This is a genomic window from Kocuria rosea, from assembly GCF_006094695.1.
Classification (GTDB): domain Bacteria; phylum Actinomycetota; class Actinomycetes; order Actinomycetales; family Micrococcaceae; genus Kocuria; species Kocuria rosea.
This window is the reverse complement of the sequence record NZ_CP035103.1, coordinates 738,265-751,727: the sequence shown is the minus strand read 5'-3', so window position 1 is coordinate 751,727 and position 13,463 is coordinate 738,265. Positions and strand designations below refer to the sequence as shown.

The window sequence follows — 13,463 nt, the reverse complement described above, 5'->3', positions numbered from 1 at the left end:
CATGGCGCACCCATCCTCCGCCCCGGCCGGGCGGCACGAGATGTCGCGCGAGGAGCGCAAGGTCCTCGCCGGCACCCTCGTGGGCACCACCATCGAGTGGTACGACTTCTTCATCTACGCCCAGGCCGCGGCCTTCGTCCTTGCGCCGCTGTACTTCGCGCCGCTGTCCGAGGAGAACGCCGGCCTCGCCCAGGTGGTCGCGTGGGCCTCCCTGGGCATCAGCTTCCTCTTCCGCCCGCTGGGCGCGGTGGTCGCCGGCCACCTCGGCGACAAGTACGGCCGCAAGATCGTCCTGGTCCTCACCCTGGTGGGCATGGGTGCCGCGACGATGCTGATCGGCATGCTCCCCACCTACGCGACGATCGGCATCTGGGCCCCGATCTTCCTGGTGCTCCTGCGCATCATGCAGGGCTTCTCGGCCGGCGGCGAGTGGGGCGGCGCGGCCCTGATGTCCGTGGAGCACGCCCCGCGGAACAAGCGCGGGCTCTTCGGCGCCTACCCGCAGATCGGCGTGCCGCTGGGCATGCTGCTCGCCACGTCCTTCATGTTCGCCCTCACCTCGATGATGTCCCCCGAGGACTTCCAGGCCTGGGGCTGGCGCATCCCGTTCCTGTCCTCCGTGGTGCTGATCGTGGTCGGCTACCTGATCCGCAAGACCGTCGACGAGTCCCCGGTCTTCAAGGAGATGCAGCTGCGCAAGAAGGAGTCCTCCGCTCCCCTGGGCCAGCTGTTCAAGCACCACAAGAAGCCGGTCACCCTCGCGGCCCTGATCTTCGCCGCCAACAACGCCGCCGGCTACCTGGTGATCGCGTTCTTCGCCTCCTACGGCTCCAACGTGCTGGGCATGCCGCGCTCGCAGACCCTCATCGCCTCCCTGATCGGCGGCGTGGGCTGGCTCGTCTTCACGATGTTCGGCGGCTGGATCTCGGACCGGATCGGGCGCGTGCGCACCTTCCAGATCGGCTACGCCATCATCATCCTGTGGGCCGTGCCGATGTGGTTCCTGCTGGACACCGCGTCCCTGCCGCTGTTCGCCCTGGCGATCGTGATCCTCACCGTGGGACTCGGCCCGTCCTACGGCCCGCAGTCGGCGCTCTACGCCGAGATGTTCCCGGCCCGCGTGCGCTACTCGGGCGTCTCGATCGGCTACGCGTTCGGCTCCATCATCGGCGGCGCGTTCGCTCCGATGATCGCGCAGCTGCTGCTCAACGAGACCGGGATGTCCTGGACGATCGGCGTCTACATCGCCGGCATCGCGATCGTCTCCTTCATCGCCGTCTCGATGGTGCCGAAGGACATCCAGGAGATCGACCTGCACGTCGAGGAGGTGCACGAGGACTACGTCGCCGAGCACCCCGAGGCCGCCGAGATCCTCGCGGCCGCCCAGGCCGCCGAGAAGCAGCGCGACTGAGCGCCGCCCCGGCCGAGGACCGAGCCGCCCGCCGGCACCCACGGGTGCCGGCGGGCGGCTCCGCTCGTGCGGGCACCCCGAGCACACCCCGCTCCCACCCCGGGCTCCCACCGGAGCCCCGCCGAAAGGACTCCTCCATGACCACCGGCCTCCTGCTCCCCACGGTCTCGACGGCCGTGGCCGACGTGCTCGCCGAGCGCACCGACCACCTGTTCGGCCTGATGGGCAACGGCAACGCGCACCTGATCAGCTCGCTGACCTCCCGCGGCTTCGGCTTCACCTCCGCCCGGCACGAGTCCGCCACCGTTGCCATGGCCGACGCCTACCACCGTGCCACCGGGCGGACCGGGGCCGCCACGACCACCTACGGTGCCGGGTTCACCAACACCTACACCGCCCTGGCCGAGGCGCGGCTGGCCCGGATCCCCCTGGTCCTGGTCGTCGGCGACGCCCCGACCACCGGGCGGCGGGCCTTCGACGTCGACCAGACCACCGCGGCCGCCGCCGCCGGGGTCACCACCCTGGTCGCGGCCCCGGACAACGCGACCGCGATCACCCACCGGGCCTTCGACCTCGCCGCCCAGACCGTGCAGCCGGTGGTGCTGGCCCTCCCCTACGACCACGCCACCGCCCCCCTCACCAAGCAGACCGTCCTGGAGCCGCTGCCGGTCAAGCCCACCTTCACCGCCTCCACCGAGGACCTCGACCGCATCGCCGGGCTGCTGCGCGCCGCGAGCAGGCCCCTGATCCTCGCCGGGCGCGGAGTGCTCCTGGCCGGGGCCACCACCCCGCTCACCGAGATCGGGGACCGGCTCGGGGCGCTGTTCATGACCTCCGCCATGGCCACCGGGGTCTTCGGCTCCCCGTGGGACCTGGGCATCGCCGGGGGCTTCACCCGCGCCCACCGCCTGGAGCTCGCCCGGCAGGCCGACGTCGTGCTGGTCGCCGGGGCATCGCTGAACGCCTTCCAGCTGCGCTACGGCACGCTCTTCGCCGAGGGCACCCGGGTGATCCGCATCGACAACGAGCCCGAGGACCGCACGCCCCCGGTCACCGACTACGTGCGCGCGGACCTGGGACCGTTCCTCCAGGGACTCACCGGCCGGATCTCCGCCGCCGCCCCGGAGAACACCTGGCGGGCGGCCGCCCCGGAGGTCGCCACCGACGCCTTCCGCGGCTCCGCCCCGGTCGAGGACCCGGCCGAGTTCGGCCCGGACGGCCGGCTCAACCCCCGCGCCGTCGTCGCCGCCCTCGAGCACGTCCTCCCCGCCGAGCGCTCCGTGGTGATGGACGGCGGCCACTTCATCGGCTGGGCCCCGATGTACCTGACCGTGCCGGACCCGCAGGCCATGGTCCTGGTCGGCACCGCCTTCCAGTCCATCGGCCTCGGCTTCGGCTCCGCCGCCGGGGTCTCGGTGGCCCGCCCCGACCGCACCACCGTGTTCGTCACCGGCGACGGCGGCGGGCTGATGGGCCTGGCCGACCTCGAGACGTTCCTGCGCGCCACGAAGCGCGGGGTGATCGTGGTGCTCAACGACTCCGCCTACGGCGCCGAGCTGCACCAGTACGCGTCCAAGGGCCTGGACCCCACCGCGATGCTCATCGACGAGGTCGACTTCGCCGCCGTGGGCCGGGCGATGGGCGCGGCCGGGGCCAAGGCGCACACCCTGGCCGACCTCACCGCGCTCACCGACTGGCTGGCCACCCACGACGAGGGCGTCTTCGTCCTCGACGTGGCCATCTCCCAGCAGGTCGTCGCCGAGTTCATGTCCGCCTCCCTCACCGCCGGCCCCGGCGAGGCCCCGGCGAGGCCCCGGCGGACCCCTGCGGACCTTCGCGGATCAGCCGGGCGAACCGGCCCCCCGGTCCGCCTCCACCGCCCGGACGAAGTCCGCGCACCGGCGCGGCCACTCGGCCAGCTCGGCGGGCGTGCCGGCCACGTGCAGGGCGTCGCCGGGCAGGGCCGCGCGCAGCGCCTCGGCCGTGGACAGCGGGTGGGTGGCGTCCTCGGACCAGGCCAGCACCAGGGTCGGCACGCCGATCCGCGACAGCTCCTCGACCGGCGGGAGGTCGGTGCCGGCCGCGCCGCGCAGCACGGCGGGCAGCAGGCCGGGGCCGACGCGCGGCGGGTGCACCGGCCGGTCCGCCACGGCGGGCGGCCGGGTCGCGGCCTGGCCGGCCCGGAGGTAGGCCTCGAGGCCGTGGCGCTCCACCAGGTCCGCGCCCTGCCGGTACGTCCCCGCCTGGCCGCGGCGCGAGGCCCAGGCCGTGGAGGGCACGCAGAGCGTCAGCGAGCGGAACCGCCCGGGCTCGGCGAGGGCGGCGTGCAGCAGCGTGGCCGCCCCCATGGACGGGCCGATCCCGTGGACCGGCTCACCGGGCGCCACGGCGTCCAGCAGGCGCAGCAGGTCCTCGGCCAGCCGGGGCCAGGTCCAGTCCGCGGCCACGGGCTCCGCGGCGGAGCCGCCGTGGCCCCGGGCGTCGTAGCGCACCGTCCGGTGCCCGCTCAGCCCGGCCGCCAGGTCCAGACCGCCCGCGGTGTTGGCGGCCCGGTCGGACAGCAGCCCGTGCAGCTGGACGGCAGGCGGGCCGGAGCCGGTCACGTCGTAGGTCAGGCGGCAGCGGGGGAGCTCGAGCGTCGGCATGCCGCCACGGTACGCGTAGATTGTGACCACCCGTGGACCGGACGCGTCCTCGGCGGCCGGCCCCCCGGCCCGACCAGGAGGTGCGCATGCGGCTGACCAGCATCACGCACGCCCGGCTGCCCGAGGGCCGCCTGTCCAGCTGCACCGTCCCCGCCGAGGGCGCCGGCCGGCCGCTGCCGGTGTCCTTCGACCAGGGCATGCACGTCGGAGCCGGTCCCCGCCCGGGGTCCTGGATGGCCGTGGCCGTGGAGCTTCCCGCGCCGGTGGACGCCGCGCACCTGGGCGAGGCCTGGGCGGGTGTCGTGCGGCGGCACCACACGCTGCGCACCGTCTTCTCCGCCGACGACGACGGCCGCGTCCGGCTGCACGAGATCGCCGACGCCGTGCGGCCCGTGTGGACCCGGCACGAGGTCGGCGCCGCCGGGACGCGGGCGGCCCTGCAGGCGGTGGCCGACGCCGCCTGCTCCCCGCTGGCCCGGCCCTCGCACCGGCTGTGCCTGATCGAGCCCGCGGCCGGGCCCGCCGTCGTCGTGCTCGCCGCCGACCACGCGCACGTGGACGCCTGGTCCCTGCCCCTGCTCGCCCGGGACCTGCTCGACGGGCTGGACGATCTCCGCGCCGGCCGCCCGGCCGGCGCGGGCCGGGCGCCCGCGGCGTCCTTCGCCGAGCACACGCGGGAGCTCGCCGCCCGCCCCCCGGCACCGCCGCACGTGGTGCGGCGCTGGGCGCGGATCCTCGCGGACGGCGACGGCGCCCTGCCCGTCTTCCCCCTGCCGCTGGGGGAGCCCGGCGCCCCGGCACCCGAGACGGTGACCACGCACGACGTCCTCGACGCCGAGGGCCTGGCCCGCCTGGAGGCGCGCGCCGACGGGCTGCACGTCCGGCTGCTGGTCCTGGTGGTCTCGGTGCTGACCCGGGCGACCGCCGAGCTGGCCGGCCGGCCCCTGCGCGCGGTCCTGCCCGTGCACAGCCGCACCGAGCCGCACTGGCGCGACGCCGTGGGCTGGTTCATCACCAACTCGGTGCTCGAGTGCTCGGACCCCGATCCGCAGGCCTGCCGCGCCGCCGTGCGCGAGACGCTGGAGCTGGGCTCGCACGCCCTGGAGCCGATCCTGCGGCCCCACGGCGGCATGCCCGTCCCGCCGGGGATGTTCATGCTGTCCTACCTCGACTACCGGCGGCTGCCCGCCACCCTGGCGCCGGAGCTGCGGGCGCAGCACATCTCCGCGTCGGCGCCGACCACCGGGGTGCAGGTGTGGTTCGTGGTGGGCGAGGGCGGCCTGCACCTGCGGGCGCGCTACCCGGGCACCGGGCAGGCCCGCTCGTCGGTGGAGGCGTGGCTGGGCGCCGTCGGCGCGGGGCTGCGCGCGCAGGCGCGCCCGGAACCGGACCGCGGATAGCCGCGGGCCCGGACGCCCCCGAGGGCCCGGTCCGGGTACCCGTGCGCCCTGCCCCCGCCCCGGTCCGCCGACTATCCTGGTGGCAGCGGGCAGAAGGGGTCAGATGGACGACCGGACGATCGCCAGGACGCAGGCCAGGTTGATCCGCACCGCGCTGACGAGCACCGGGCTGGGTGCGCGCGACCTGTGGCTGCGGTACGTCCACCTGGGCGGAGAGGTCGGGGAGCTGGAGCTCGACGCCTACCTGCACCACGCCCTGTACCTGCCGCCCCGGCACCGGGACAGCCTGGCGCGGGCCGCCAACCAGCTGGTGCCCGGCCACCGGGTCCCGTGCAGCCGGGACCTGCGCCCGGAGGAGTACCCGCCCGAGGCCTGAGCGCCCGGCCGGGGCCCGGCGGGCCTACGCGGCGCGCTCGGGCAGGGGCGCCGCCTCGCCCTGCTTCTTCTGCCACGGCCACCGCCCGCTGATCTCGAGCTCGAGGGACCAGCTGAGGAAGGTCCGCACGACCACGATGAGCGCCAGCACCCCCACCGACTCGAACGTGGGGGTGATGGCGACGGTCTTGATGATGTCCGCGGCCACGAGCAGCTCCAGGCCCAGCAGGATCGAACGGCCGAGCCGCTGCCGGTAGCTCTCGTAGGTGTCGCGCTCCCCGCTCCCCCGCCCCAGCAGGTCCCGCCCGGCCAGGAGGGTCGCCACCACCGTCCCGACGACGATGGCGACCACGCCGGCGACGTCGACGGCCTCCCCGACCAGCTCCATGGACTCCTGGAACGACATCCTGCACCTCCGGTGACCCCGGCGGGACGCGCCGGCTCGAGTCTGCGATGAGGACGCCAGGATCTCACGGGTCCGCCGTCAGCCGGCGGCGGCGACCTCCTGGGGCACGGTCTCCGGCACGGAGCCCCGCCGCCTGGGGGGCCCCGGCGGCCGCTCGCGCTCGGCGAGGACCCGGGCCGCCTCCGAACCGGGGGCGGCGACGGTGTTCCGCAGGGCCCGGCTCAGCGCACGGGGGTCCGTGCCGTCCACCACGGCCGCGATGTGCGAGTCGGGGCGGATCACCCACACGTCGGTCGGCTCCGGCTTCAGCGCCTCGGCGAGCTTGCCGGTGGTGTCGATGTCCGCGATGGCGTGCAGGCGCAGCGGGGACCGGATGGCGGCGAGCGCGGTCCCGCGCACGAGCTCCTGGTCGACCGCCGGGCCGGTGAGGAGCAGGATCCCGAAGCGGGCGAGCTCGCGGACGCGGTCGGCGGCGATGCCCGGGACGGCGACCGGGACGTCCGGCAGCAGCACGCCGGGGACGGGGTCGGGGACCTCCCCCTTGGGCGGGCGCCCGGCGAAGGTCCGGGTGGGGTGCGGGGTGGTGAGCGGGGAGTCGACGTACCAGAAGGGCTCGGCCAGGCGCCCGGAGTCCACGTAGGTGGACGCGGCCGGGTCGCCGATCGCCCGCTCGAGCTTGGCGAGCCGCTCGGCCAGCTGCTCCTCGGTGCGGGGCACGAGGAAGTCCATGGTGGCCTCGGTGACCTCGAGGTTCTCGACGGCGGCGGCGCGGCGCTCGACGTCGTAGGACTCCAGCAGCGCCGGATCGGCGTTGCCGCGCAGCACCGAGGTCAGCTTCCAGGCGGCGTTCTCGGCGTCGCCCACGCCCGAGTTGAGCCCGCGGGCGCCGAACGGGGAGACGATGTGCGCGCAGTCCCCGGCCAGCAGCACCCGGCCCACCCGCATCCGGGAGGCCAGCCGGGCGTGGAAGCGGTAGACGGACTTCCAGACGATCTCGTAGTCCGTGTCCCCGATGATCTGGCGGATCCTCGCGTCGAGGGCCCCGGAGGCCTCCTCGGCGTCGAGGTCGTAGTCGCCGGGCACCTGCCAGTCGATCCGGAAGGTCGAGTCCGGGCACGGGTGGATGAGCACCTGCCGGCCGGGGTTCCACTCGGGGTCGAAGTAGAAGCGGCGCTCGGTGGCCCAGCCGGGGATGTCGGCCCGGATGTCGCAGATCAGGAACTTGTCCTCGAACGAGCGGCCGTCGAAGCTCACCCCGAGCTGGTCGCGCAGCCAGCGCGCCTTCGAGCCGAGCGCGGCGATCGCGTAGTCGGCCACGATCTCGGCCCGGCCCCCGTCGCGGCAGGAGCACACCACGGTCACGGAGCGCTCGTCCTGGGTGATCGAGACGATCTCGTGGCCCCAGACCTCCTCGATCAGCGGCTCGGCGGCGATCTTCTGCGCGAGCAGCTCCTCGGTGCGGGTCTGCGAGATGTTCACGAACGGCGGGAACGGGGACTGCCCCCTGTCCCGGAAGGGCTGGGCGAACAGCTCCTTCTCCCGGTAGAAGGTGCGCGCGGTGTCCCACGTGACGCCCTCGGCGGCCACCTGCCGGCCCACGCCCACGGCCTCCCAGACCTCCAGGACGTCGCGCTGCTGGCAGATCGCCTTGGACCCGATGGGGTCCCGCTCGGCGCGGGCGTCCAGGACCGTGACGGGGATGCCCCACCGCGCCAGCAGCAGCGCCGCGGTCTGGCCCACGGGCCCGTTGCCGAGCACCAGCACCTTGCCGGAGTCGAATCGTCTCACTGTCGCCCTCCTCGTTCTCGTGTCGCTGCTCGTGGGGACCGGGTCAGCCGTTCTGGAGCTGGTCCCAGACCTCGCGGTCGCGCTCGGCGGTCCAGATGACGGGCCGCTCGATGCCCGAGAGCTCGTCCCACAGCCGGGAGACGTCGAAGGGCAGGCAGTGCTCGAAGATCGGCCAGTGGCCGAAGTCGTCGTAGAGGGCGGTGTGCACGGCCTCGAAGGCGTCCTTGAGCGTCCCGCCGTTCTTCTGGACGGTGCCGACCTCCTCGATCATGACGTCCAGGAAGCGGCGGGTCTGCTCGATCGCCGCGTCCACGGCCTCCCGGCCCCTCGAGACCGCCCCGCGCCCGCCCACGAGCTGCTCCGCACCCAGCGCCTTGACGGCGTCGAGGGTGTGGCTCGCCCAGTCGCGGTGGAAGGCGTCCCCGGTGTAGAGGGCGGCCTCGGCCTCGACCAGGTCCCCGGCGAAGAGGATCTTCTGCTGGGGCAGCCAGGCGACGATGTCGCCCTCGGTGTGGCCGCGGCCGAAGTGCTGGAGCACGAGGTCCCCGCGGTCCCCGCCGAGGTCGATGGTCAGCTTGTCCCGGAAGGTCACCGTGGGCCAGGTCAGGCCCGGGACGGTGTCCGCGCCCTTGGCCAGGCGCGGCATGCGGCCGAACTCGGAGGCCCAGTCCTCCTTGCCGCGCTCCACGATGAGGTCGTAGGTGTTCTCGTGGGCGACGATCGTCTCGGCGTGGAAGGCCGAGGCGCCGAGCACGCGCACCGCGTGGTAGTGGGAGAGCACCAGGTAGCGGATCGGCTTGTCGGTGTGCTTCCGCAGCTCCGTCAGCCACTCGGCGGCCACCACGGGGGTGGCCAGGGCCTCGAAGCAGACCAGGAAGTCCTCCCCCTCGATCGCCCCGATGTTCGGGTCCCCCTCGGCCGTGAGGGCGTAGACGCCCTCGGCCAGGATCTCGAGGGTCTTCTGCTTCTCGCCGAGGTCCGCCGAGGACGCGAACGACTTGGTGGTGCCCATGTGCCGTCTCCTTCGTGGGGCCGCGCAGGGCCCGGGATAGTCAAATGCTGTATTAGTTCCACGGTAGCCCCCGGACCTTGATTTGTGAAGCAGGCCACAGGCGATTGCTGTCGCAGCTCTGTTGACCCCGCGGGCGCACGCGTGGGAAGGTTTGATGAACGATCGGTCGGTAAATTCGGGCGACGATGCCCGGACGCCGGCCGCACCCCGTCGCGACAGGAGCCCACCCATGCCCGCAACCCCTCAGGCCCTCCTCGTCGGCGGGGCCCGCACCCCGGTGGGCCGCTACGGCGGCGCGCTGGCGAGCGTGCGCCCCGACGACCTCGCCGCCCTCGTGGTCAGGCACGCGGTGACCGACGCCGGGATCGACCCGCACGACGTCGACGAGGTGATCCTCGGCAACGCCAACGGCGCCGGCGAGGAGAACCGCAACGTCGCCCGCATGGCCTGGCTGCTCGCCGGCTTCCCCGACACCGTCCCCGGCATCACCGTCAACCGGCTCTGCGCCTCCGGGCTCTCGGCCATCATCATGGCCTCCCACATGATCAAGGCCGGCGCCGCCGACATCGTCGTCGCCGGCGGCGTGGAGTCCATGTCCCGGGCCCCCTGGGTGATGGAGAAGCCGGCCAAGGCGTTCGCGAAGCCCGGCGACGTCTTCGACACCTCCATCGGCTGGCGCTTCACCAACCCCGAGTTCAAGAAGCAGGACAAGATGACCTACTCGATGCCGGAGACGGCCGAGGAGGTCGCGATCGTCGACGGGATCTCGCGCGAGGACGCCGACGCCTTCGCCGTGGCCTCCCACGAGAAGGCGATCGCCGCGATCGACGCCGGGCGCTTCGCCCCCGAGATCGTCCCGGTGACCGTCACGGGCCGCAAGGGTGCGACGACCGTCGTCGACACGGACGAGGGCCCCCGCCCGGGCACCACGATGGACGCCCTCGCGAAGCTGCGTCCCGTGGTGGACCACGGGACGGTCGTCACCGCCGGCAACGCCTCCTCCCTCAACGACGGCGCCTCGGCGATCCTCGTGGTCTCCGAGCGCGCGGCCGAGAAGTACGGGCTGGCCGCCCGGGCCCGGATCGTCGACGGCGCCTCCGCCGGCGTGGCCCCGGAGATCATGGGCATCGGCCCTGTCCCCGCCACCCAGAAGGTGCTCGGGCGCACCGGGTGGGGCATCGGCGACCTCGGGGCGGTCGAGCTCAACGAGGCCTTCGCCTCCCAGTCCCTGGCCTGCATCCGCCGCCTCGGCCTCGACGCCGGCACCGTCAACAACGACGGCGGGGCGATCGCGCTCGGCCACCCCCTGGGCTCCTCCGGCTCCCGGCTCGTGGTGACGCTGCTGGGCCGGATGGAGCGCGAGGGCGCCGACCGCGGCCTGGCCACCATGTGCGTGGGCGTGGGCCAGGGCACCGCGATGCTCGTGGAGAAGCTCTGATGGTCGGGCCCAGCGAGATCCTCGGCGCGGAGTTCACCGCCCTGCGGCTCGAGGAGCGCGAGGACCGCCTGCACGTGGTCCTGGACCGCCCCGCCGTGCGCAACGCCATCGACGCGACCATGGTCGAGGAGCTGCACACCGTGTGCAGCCACCTCGAGCGGCACCCGAAGATCCTGATACTCTCCGGCACCGAGGTGAACGGCCGGGGGGTCTTCGCCTCCGGCGCCGACATCGCGCAGCTGCGGGAACGCCGCCGCGACGACGCCCTGGCCGGGATCAACTCCCGGATCTTCGACCGGATCCACAGGCTGCCCATGCCGGTGATCGCCGCGATCGACGGCTACGCCCTGGGCGGCGGCGCGGAGCTGGCCTACGCCGCGGACTTCCGCATCGCCACCCCGCACCTCACGATCGGCCAGCCGGAGACGAACCTGGGCATCATCGCCGCCGCCGGCGGGCTGTGGCGGCTCAAGGAGCTGGTCGGCGAGGCGGTCGCCCTGGACATCCTGCTCGCCGGCCGGCTCCTCGGCGCGGACGAGGCCCTGGCCCTGCACCTCGTCACCGAGCTGCACGAGCCCGCGGAGCTCGTCGGCGCCGCGCACGCGCTCGCCGACCGGATCAGCGCCCAGGACCCCCTGGCCGTGCGGATCTCCAAGCGGGTCTTCGCGGCGCCCCCGTCCGCCCACCCGCACATCGACGAGCTGGCCCAGGCCGTGCTCTTCGAGTCGGAGGCGAAGTTCGACCGCATGCAGGCCTTCCTGGACCGCAAGAAGAACAAGAAGTAGGAGCACCCCGACCATGACCGAGATGCACGCACTGGCCGTTCCCGCCGTCGTCGGCGTCCTGGGCGGAGGCCGCATGGGCGCAGGCATCGCCCACGCCTTCCTGCTCGCCGGGGCGAGGGTGACCGTGGTGGAGCGGGACGGGCAGGCAGCGGAGGCCGCCCGCGAGCGGATCGAGCGGGACCTCGCCAAGTCCCTGGAGCGCGGGGGCGTGGACGGCAACCTGGACGAGTGGGCCGAGAACCTGACCGTCTCCCTCGACCACGCCGACTTCGCGGACTGCGAGCTCGTCGTCGAGGCCGTCCCCGAGGCGTGGGACCTGAAGGTCACGGCCTTGCAGGAGGTCGAGCGCCACCTCGCCGAGACCGCGTGGCTGGCCACCAACACCTCCTCGCTGTCCGTGGACGGGCTGGCCGAGCAGCTGGGACGCCCCGAGCGGTTCTGCGGGCTGCACTTCTTCAACCCCGTGCCGGCCTCGAAGCTCGTGGAGGTCGTGAACTCGAAGCACACCGGCGAGGAGCTCAGGCGGCTCTCGGTGCAGTGGGTCGAGGGCCTCGGCAAGACCCCGGTGGTCGTCAACGACGCCCCCGGCTTCGCCTCGTCGCGGCTGGGCGTGGCGATCGCCCTCGAGGCCATCCGGATGGTCGAGGAGGGCGTGGCCTCTCCCGCCGACATCGACAACGCCATGGTCCTGGGCTACAGGTTCCCGGTCGGCCCCCTGGCCCTGACGGACATCGTGGGCCTGGACGTGCGCCTGGGCATCGCCGAGTACCTCGAGTCGCAGCTCGGCCCGCGCTTCGCCCCCCCGCAGCTGATGCGGGACATGGTGGCCCGCGGCGAGCTCGGCCGCAAGACCGGCAAGGGCTTCTTCGACTACGACCAGTAGCACCCGCCCCCTGCCGTCCCGCCCTCCCGGGCGCGGGCGGGCGGGACGCGCCGTCGGACGCGGGTCCTAGGGTGGGGGCATGCACGCACAGCCCGGGACCCCCGCCGCGTGGGACGGCGCGCTCAACGCCCGGCGCCTGGCCGGCGACGTGTGGCGGATGGGCCGCTCCGAGCGGCTGAGCCCCTCGGGGTGGCGCGCCGCCGCGGCGGACGGGGTGCGCACGGTCGTGGACCTGCGCAACGCGGACGAGCGGCGGCGCCGGCCCACGGACCCCGCGGACGACCCGGCCGCCCGCGCCGGCATCACGGTCCTGCACCGCCCCACCGAGGACCCCGCCCATCCGCAGTTCCCGCTGGTGGGCACGCCCTACCTCCACCACCCGCGCGGCTACCGCGACTACCTGCGGCTGTTCCCGGCCTTCCTGGCCGAGGCGGTGCGGGCGGTGGCGACCGCCGAGGGCGCCGTGGTGGTGCACTGCTCGGCCGGCCGCGACCGCACCGGGGTGCTCGCGCTGCTGCTCCTGGGGCTGGCCGGAGCGCCCCCGGAGCGCCTCGTCGCGGAGGACGAGGCCGCCGCGCGCGGGATCAACGAGTGGCACCGCGTCTCGCCCGTCCCCCACCCGGTCGAGCGCCACCACCCCGAGCACGAGCTCGCCCCGCTGCTCGCGGGGCGTCGCGCGGCCCTCGAGGAGCTGCTGGACGGGTTCGACGCCGAGCGCTGGCTCGTGGACGCCGGGCTGTCGCCCGAGGAGCTGGCCGCCCTGCGCCGGCGGCTCCACGGCCCGTCCTGATCCGCCCTTTTCCGGCGTCCCGGACGGATCCGTACAGCAGCTCCCGGCCCGCCGGCGGGCGGACCCCCGGGCCTGGTTCCCGGTCTAGCCCTCGGCGGGGTTCGTGGCCTGCTGCGGCTTGTCCTTGAGGAAGTTCGTGATCCGCACGGTGCACAGCCGGGCGCCGTCCTCGTGCTCGAGGACCACCTCGTGGCACGTGAGGGAGCGTCCGAGCTGCAGGGCGGTGGCCGTGGCGGTCACGGTGCCCGTGCGGGACGACCGGTGGTGGGTGGCGTTGACGTCCACGCCCACGGCGACCTTGCCCATCGTGGAGGCGTGGATCACCGCGGCCCAGGAACCGACGGCCTCGCCGAGGGCCACCATGGCGCCGCCGTGGAGCAGGCCCAGCGACTGGCGGTTGCCCTCGACGGGCATGGAGGCGACCACGCGCTCCGCCGACTCCTCGAGGACGGTGACGCCCATCTTCTCGTCGAGCTCGCCCAGGACGATGCGCCAGGGCTCGTGGGTCTCGGTCGTGGTCATGGCACTCC

Annotated in this window: 12 protein-coding genes and 1 pseudogene; 8 read left to right on the top strand and 5 right to left on the bottom strand. The window is 74.1% G+C overall.

The genetic code is table 11. From position 1 onward, the window contains the following. The first annotated feature begins 1 nt into the window (after position 1). Both EQG70_RS03460 and EQG70_RS03455 read left to right on the top strand, forming a co-directional pair. On the top strand, positions 2-1,411 hold the full coding sequence (locus EQG70_RS03460; RefSeq protein ID WP_035927938.1) for an MFS transporter: 1,410 nt from the start codon (positions 2-4) through the stop codon (positions 1,409-1,411). A gap of 137 nt (positions 1,412-1,548) precedes the next feature. Beyond that, a pseudogene (locus tag EQG70_RS03455) lies at positions 1,549-3,081 on the top strand (thiamine pyrophosphate-binding protein); the annotation flags it as partial. A gap of 171 nt (positions 3,082-3,252) precedes the next feature. Here EQG70_RS03455 and EQG70_RS03450 read toward each other — a convergent pair. After that, a complete protein-coding gene (locus tag EQG70_RS03450) occupies positions 3,253-4,056 on the bottom strand; it encodes an alpha/beta fold hydrolase (RefSeq protein WP_109268573.1) in 804 nt (267 codons plus the stop codon). Positions 4,057-4,142: 86 nt separating this feature from the next. Between EQG70_RS03450 and EQG70_RS03445 the strand changes: the two genes are divergently transcribed. Both EQG70_RS03445 and EQG70_RS03440 read left to right on the top strand, forming a co-directional pair. Continuing rightward, the gene (locus tag EQG70_RS03445) at positions 4,143-5,456 is read left to right on the top strand and encodes a condensation domain-containing protein (protein WP_052132990.1); all 1,314 of its coding nucleotides are present in this window, start codon (positions 4,143-4,145) and stop codon (positions 5,454-5,456) included. 103 nt (positions 5,457-5,559) lie between these two features. Beyond that, complete coding sequence (locus EQG70_RS03440; protein ID WP_052132991.1) at positions 5,560-5,832, top strand: hypothetical protein; 273 nt, start codon at positions 5,560-5,562, stop codon at positions 5,830-5,832. A 24-nt stretch (positions 5,833-5,856) separates the two neighbouring features. On the opposite strand, the gene EQG70_RS03435 is transcribed toward EQG70_RS03440, so the two are convergent. From EQG70_RS03435 to EQG70_RS03425, 3 genes are all read right to left on the bottom strand, one after another. Beyond that, the gene (locus EQG70_RS03435) at positions 5,857-6,237 is read right to left on the bottom strand and encodes a DUF1622 domain-containing protein (protein WP_017833103.1); all 381 of its coding nucleotides are present in this window, start codon (positions 6,235-6,237) and stop codon (positions 5,857-5,859) included. A gap of 78 nt (positions 6,238-6,315) precedes the next feature. Further along, a complete protein-coding gene (locus tag EQG70_RS03430) occupies positions 6,316-8,025 on the bottom strand; it encodes an FAD-dependent monooxygenase (RefSeq protein ID WP_109268529.1) in 1,710 nt (569 codons plus the stop codon). Positions 8,026-8,068: 43 nt separating this feature from the next. Further along, complete coding sequence (locus EQG70_RS03425; RefSeq protein WP_035927953.1) at positions 8,069-9,037, bottom strand: MBL fold metallo-hydrolase; 969 nt, start codon at positions 9,035-9,037, stop codon at positions 8,069-8,071. A 229-nt stretch (positions 9,038-9,266) separates the two neighbouring features. On the opposite strand from EQG70_RS03425, the gene EQG70_RS03420 reads away from it, so the two are divergent. The 4 genes from EQG70_RS03420 (at position 9,267) to EQG70_RS03405 (ending at position 12,933) form a co-directional block, all read left to right on the top strand. Further along, a complete protein-coding gene (locus EQG70_RS03420; protein WP_017833100.1) occupies positions 9,267-10,475 on the top strand; it encodes a thiolase family protein in 1,209 nt (402 codons plus the stop codon). Beyond that, positions 10,475-11,260, top strand: a complete 786-nt coding sequence (locus EQG70_RS03415) for an enoyl-CoA hydratase/isomerase family protein (RefSeq protein WP_109268530.1) — start codon at positions 10,475-10,477, stop codon at positions 11,258-11,260. Before EQG70_RS03420 ends, EQG70_RS03415 begins: the two co-directional genes overlap by 1 nt. Before the next feature lie 13 nt (positions 11,261-11,273). Further along, positions 11,274-12,143: a 3-hydroxyacyl-CoA dehydrogenase family protein gene (locus tag EQG70_RS03410; protein ID WP_109268531.1), complete on the top strand. Its 870-nt coding sequence runs from the start codon at positions 11,274-11,276 to the stop codon at positions 12,141-12,143. A gap of 79 nt (positions 12,144-12,222) precedes the next feature. Continuing rightward, complete coding sequence (locus EQG70_RS03405; protein ID WP_095649812.1) at positions 12,223-12,933, top strand: tyrosine-protein phosphatase; 711 nt, start codon at positions 12,223-12,225, stop codon at positions 12,931-12,933. Positions 12,934-13,017: 84 nt separating this feature from the next. Here the strand turns inward: EQG70_RS03405 and EQG70_RS03400 are convergent, their stop codons facing one another. After that, the gene (locus EQG70_RS03400) at positions 13,018-13,455 is read right to left on the bottom strand and encodes a PaaI family thioesterase (protein ID WP_017833096.1); all 438 of its coding nucleotides are present in this window, start codon (positions 13,453-13,455) and stop codon (positions 13,018-13,020) included. Positions 13,456-13,463: the final 8 nt, after the last annotated feature.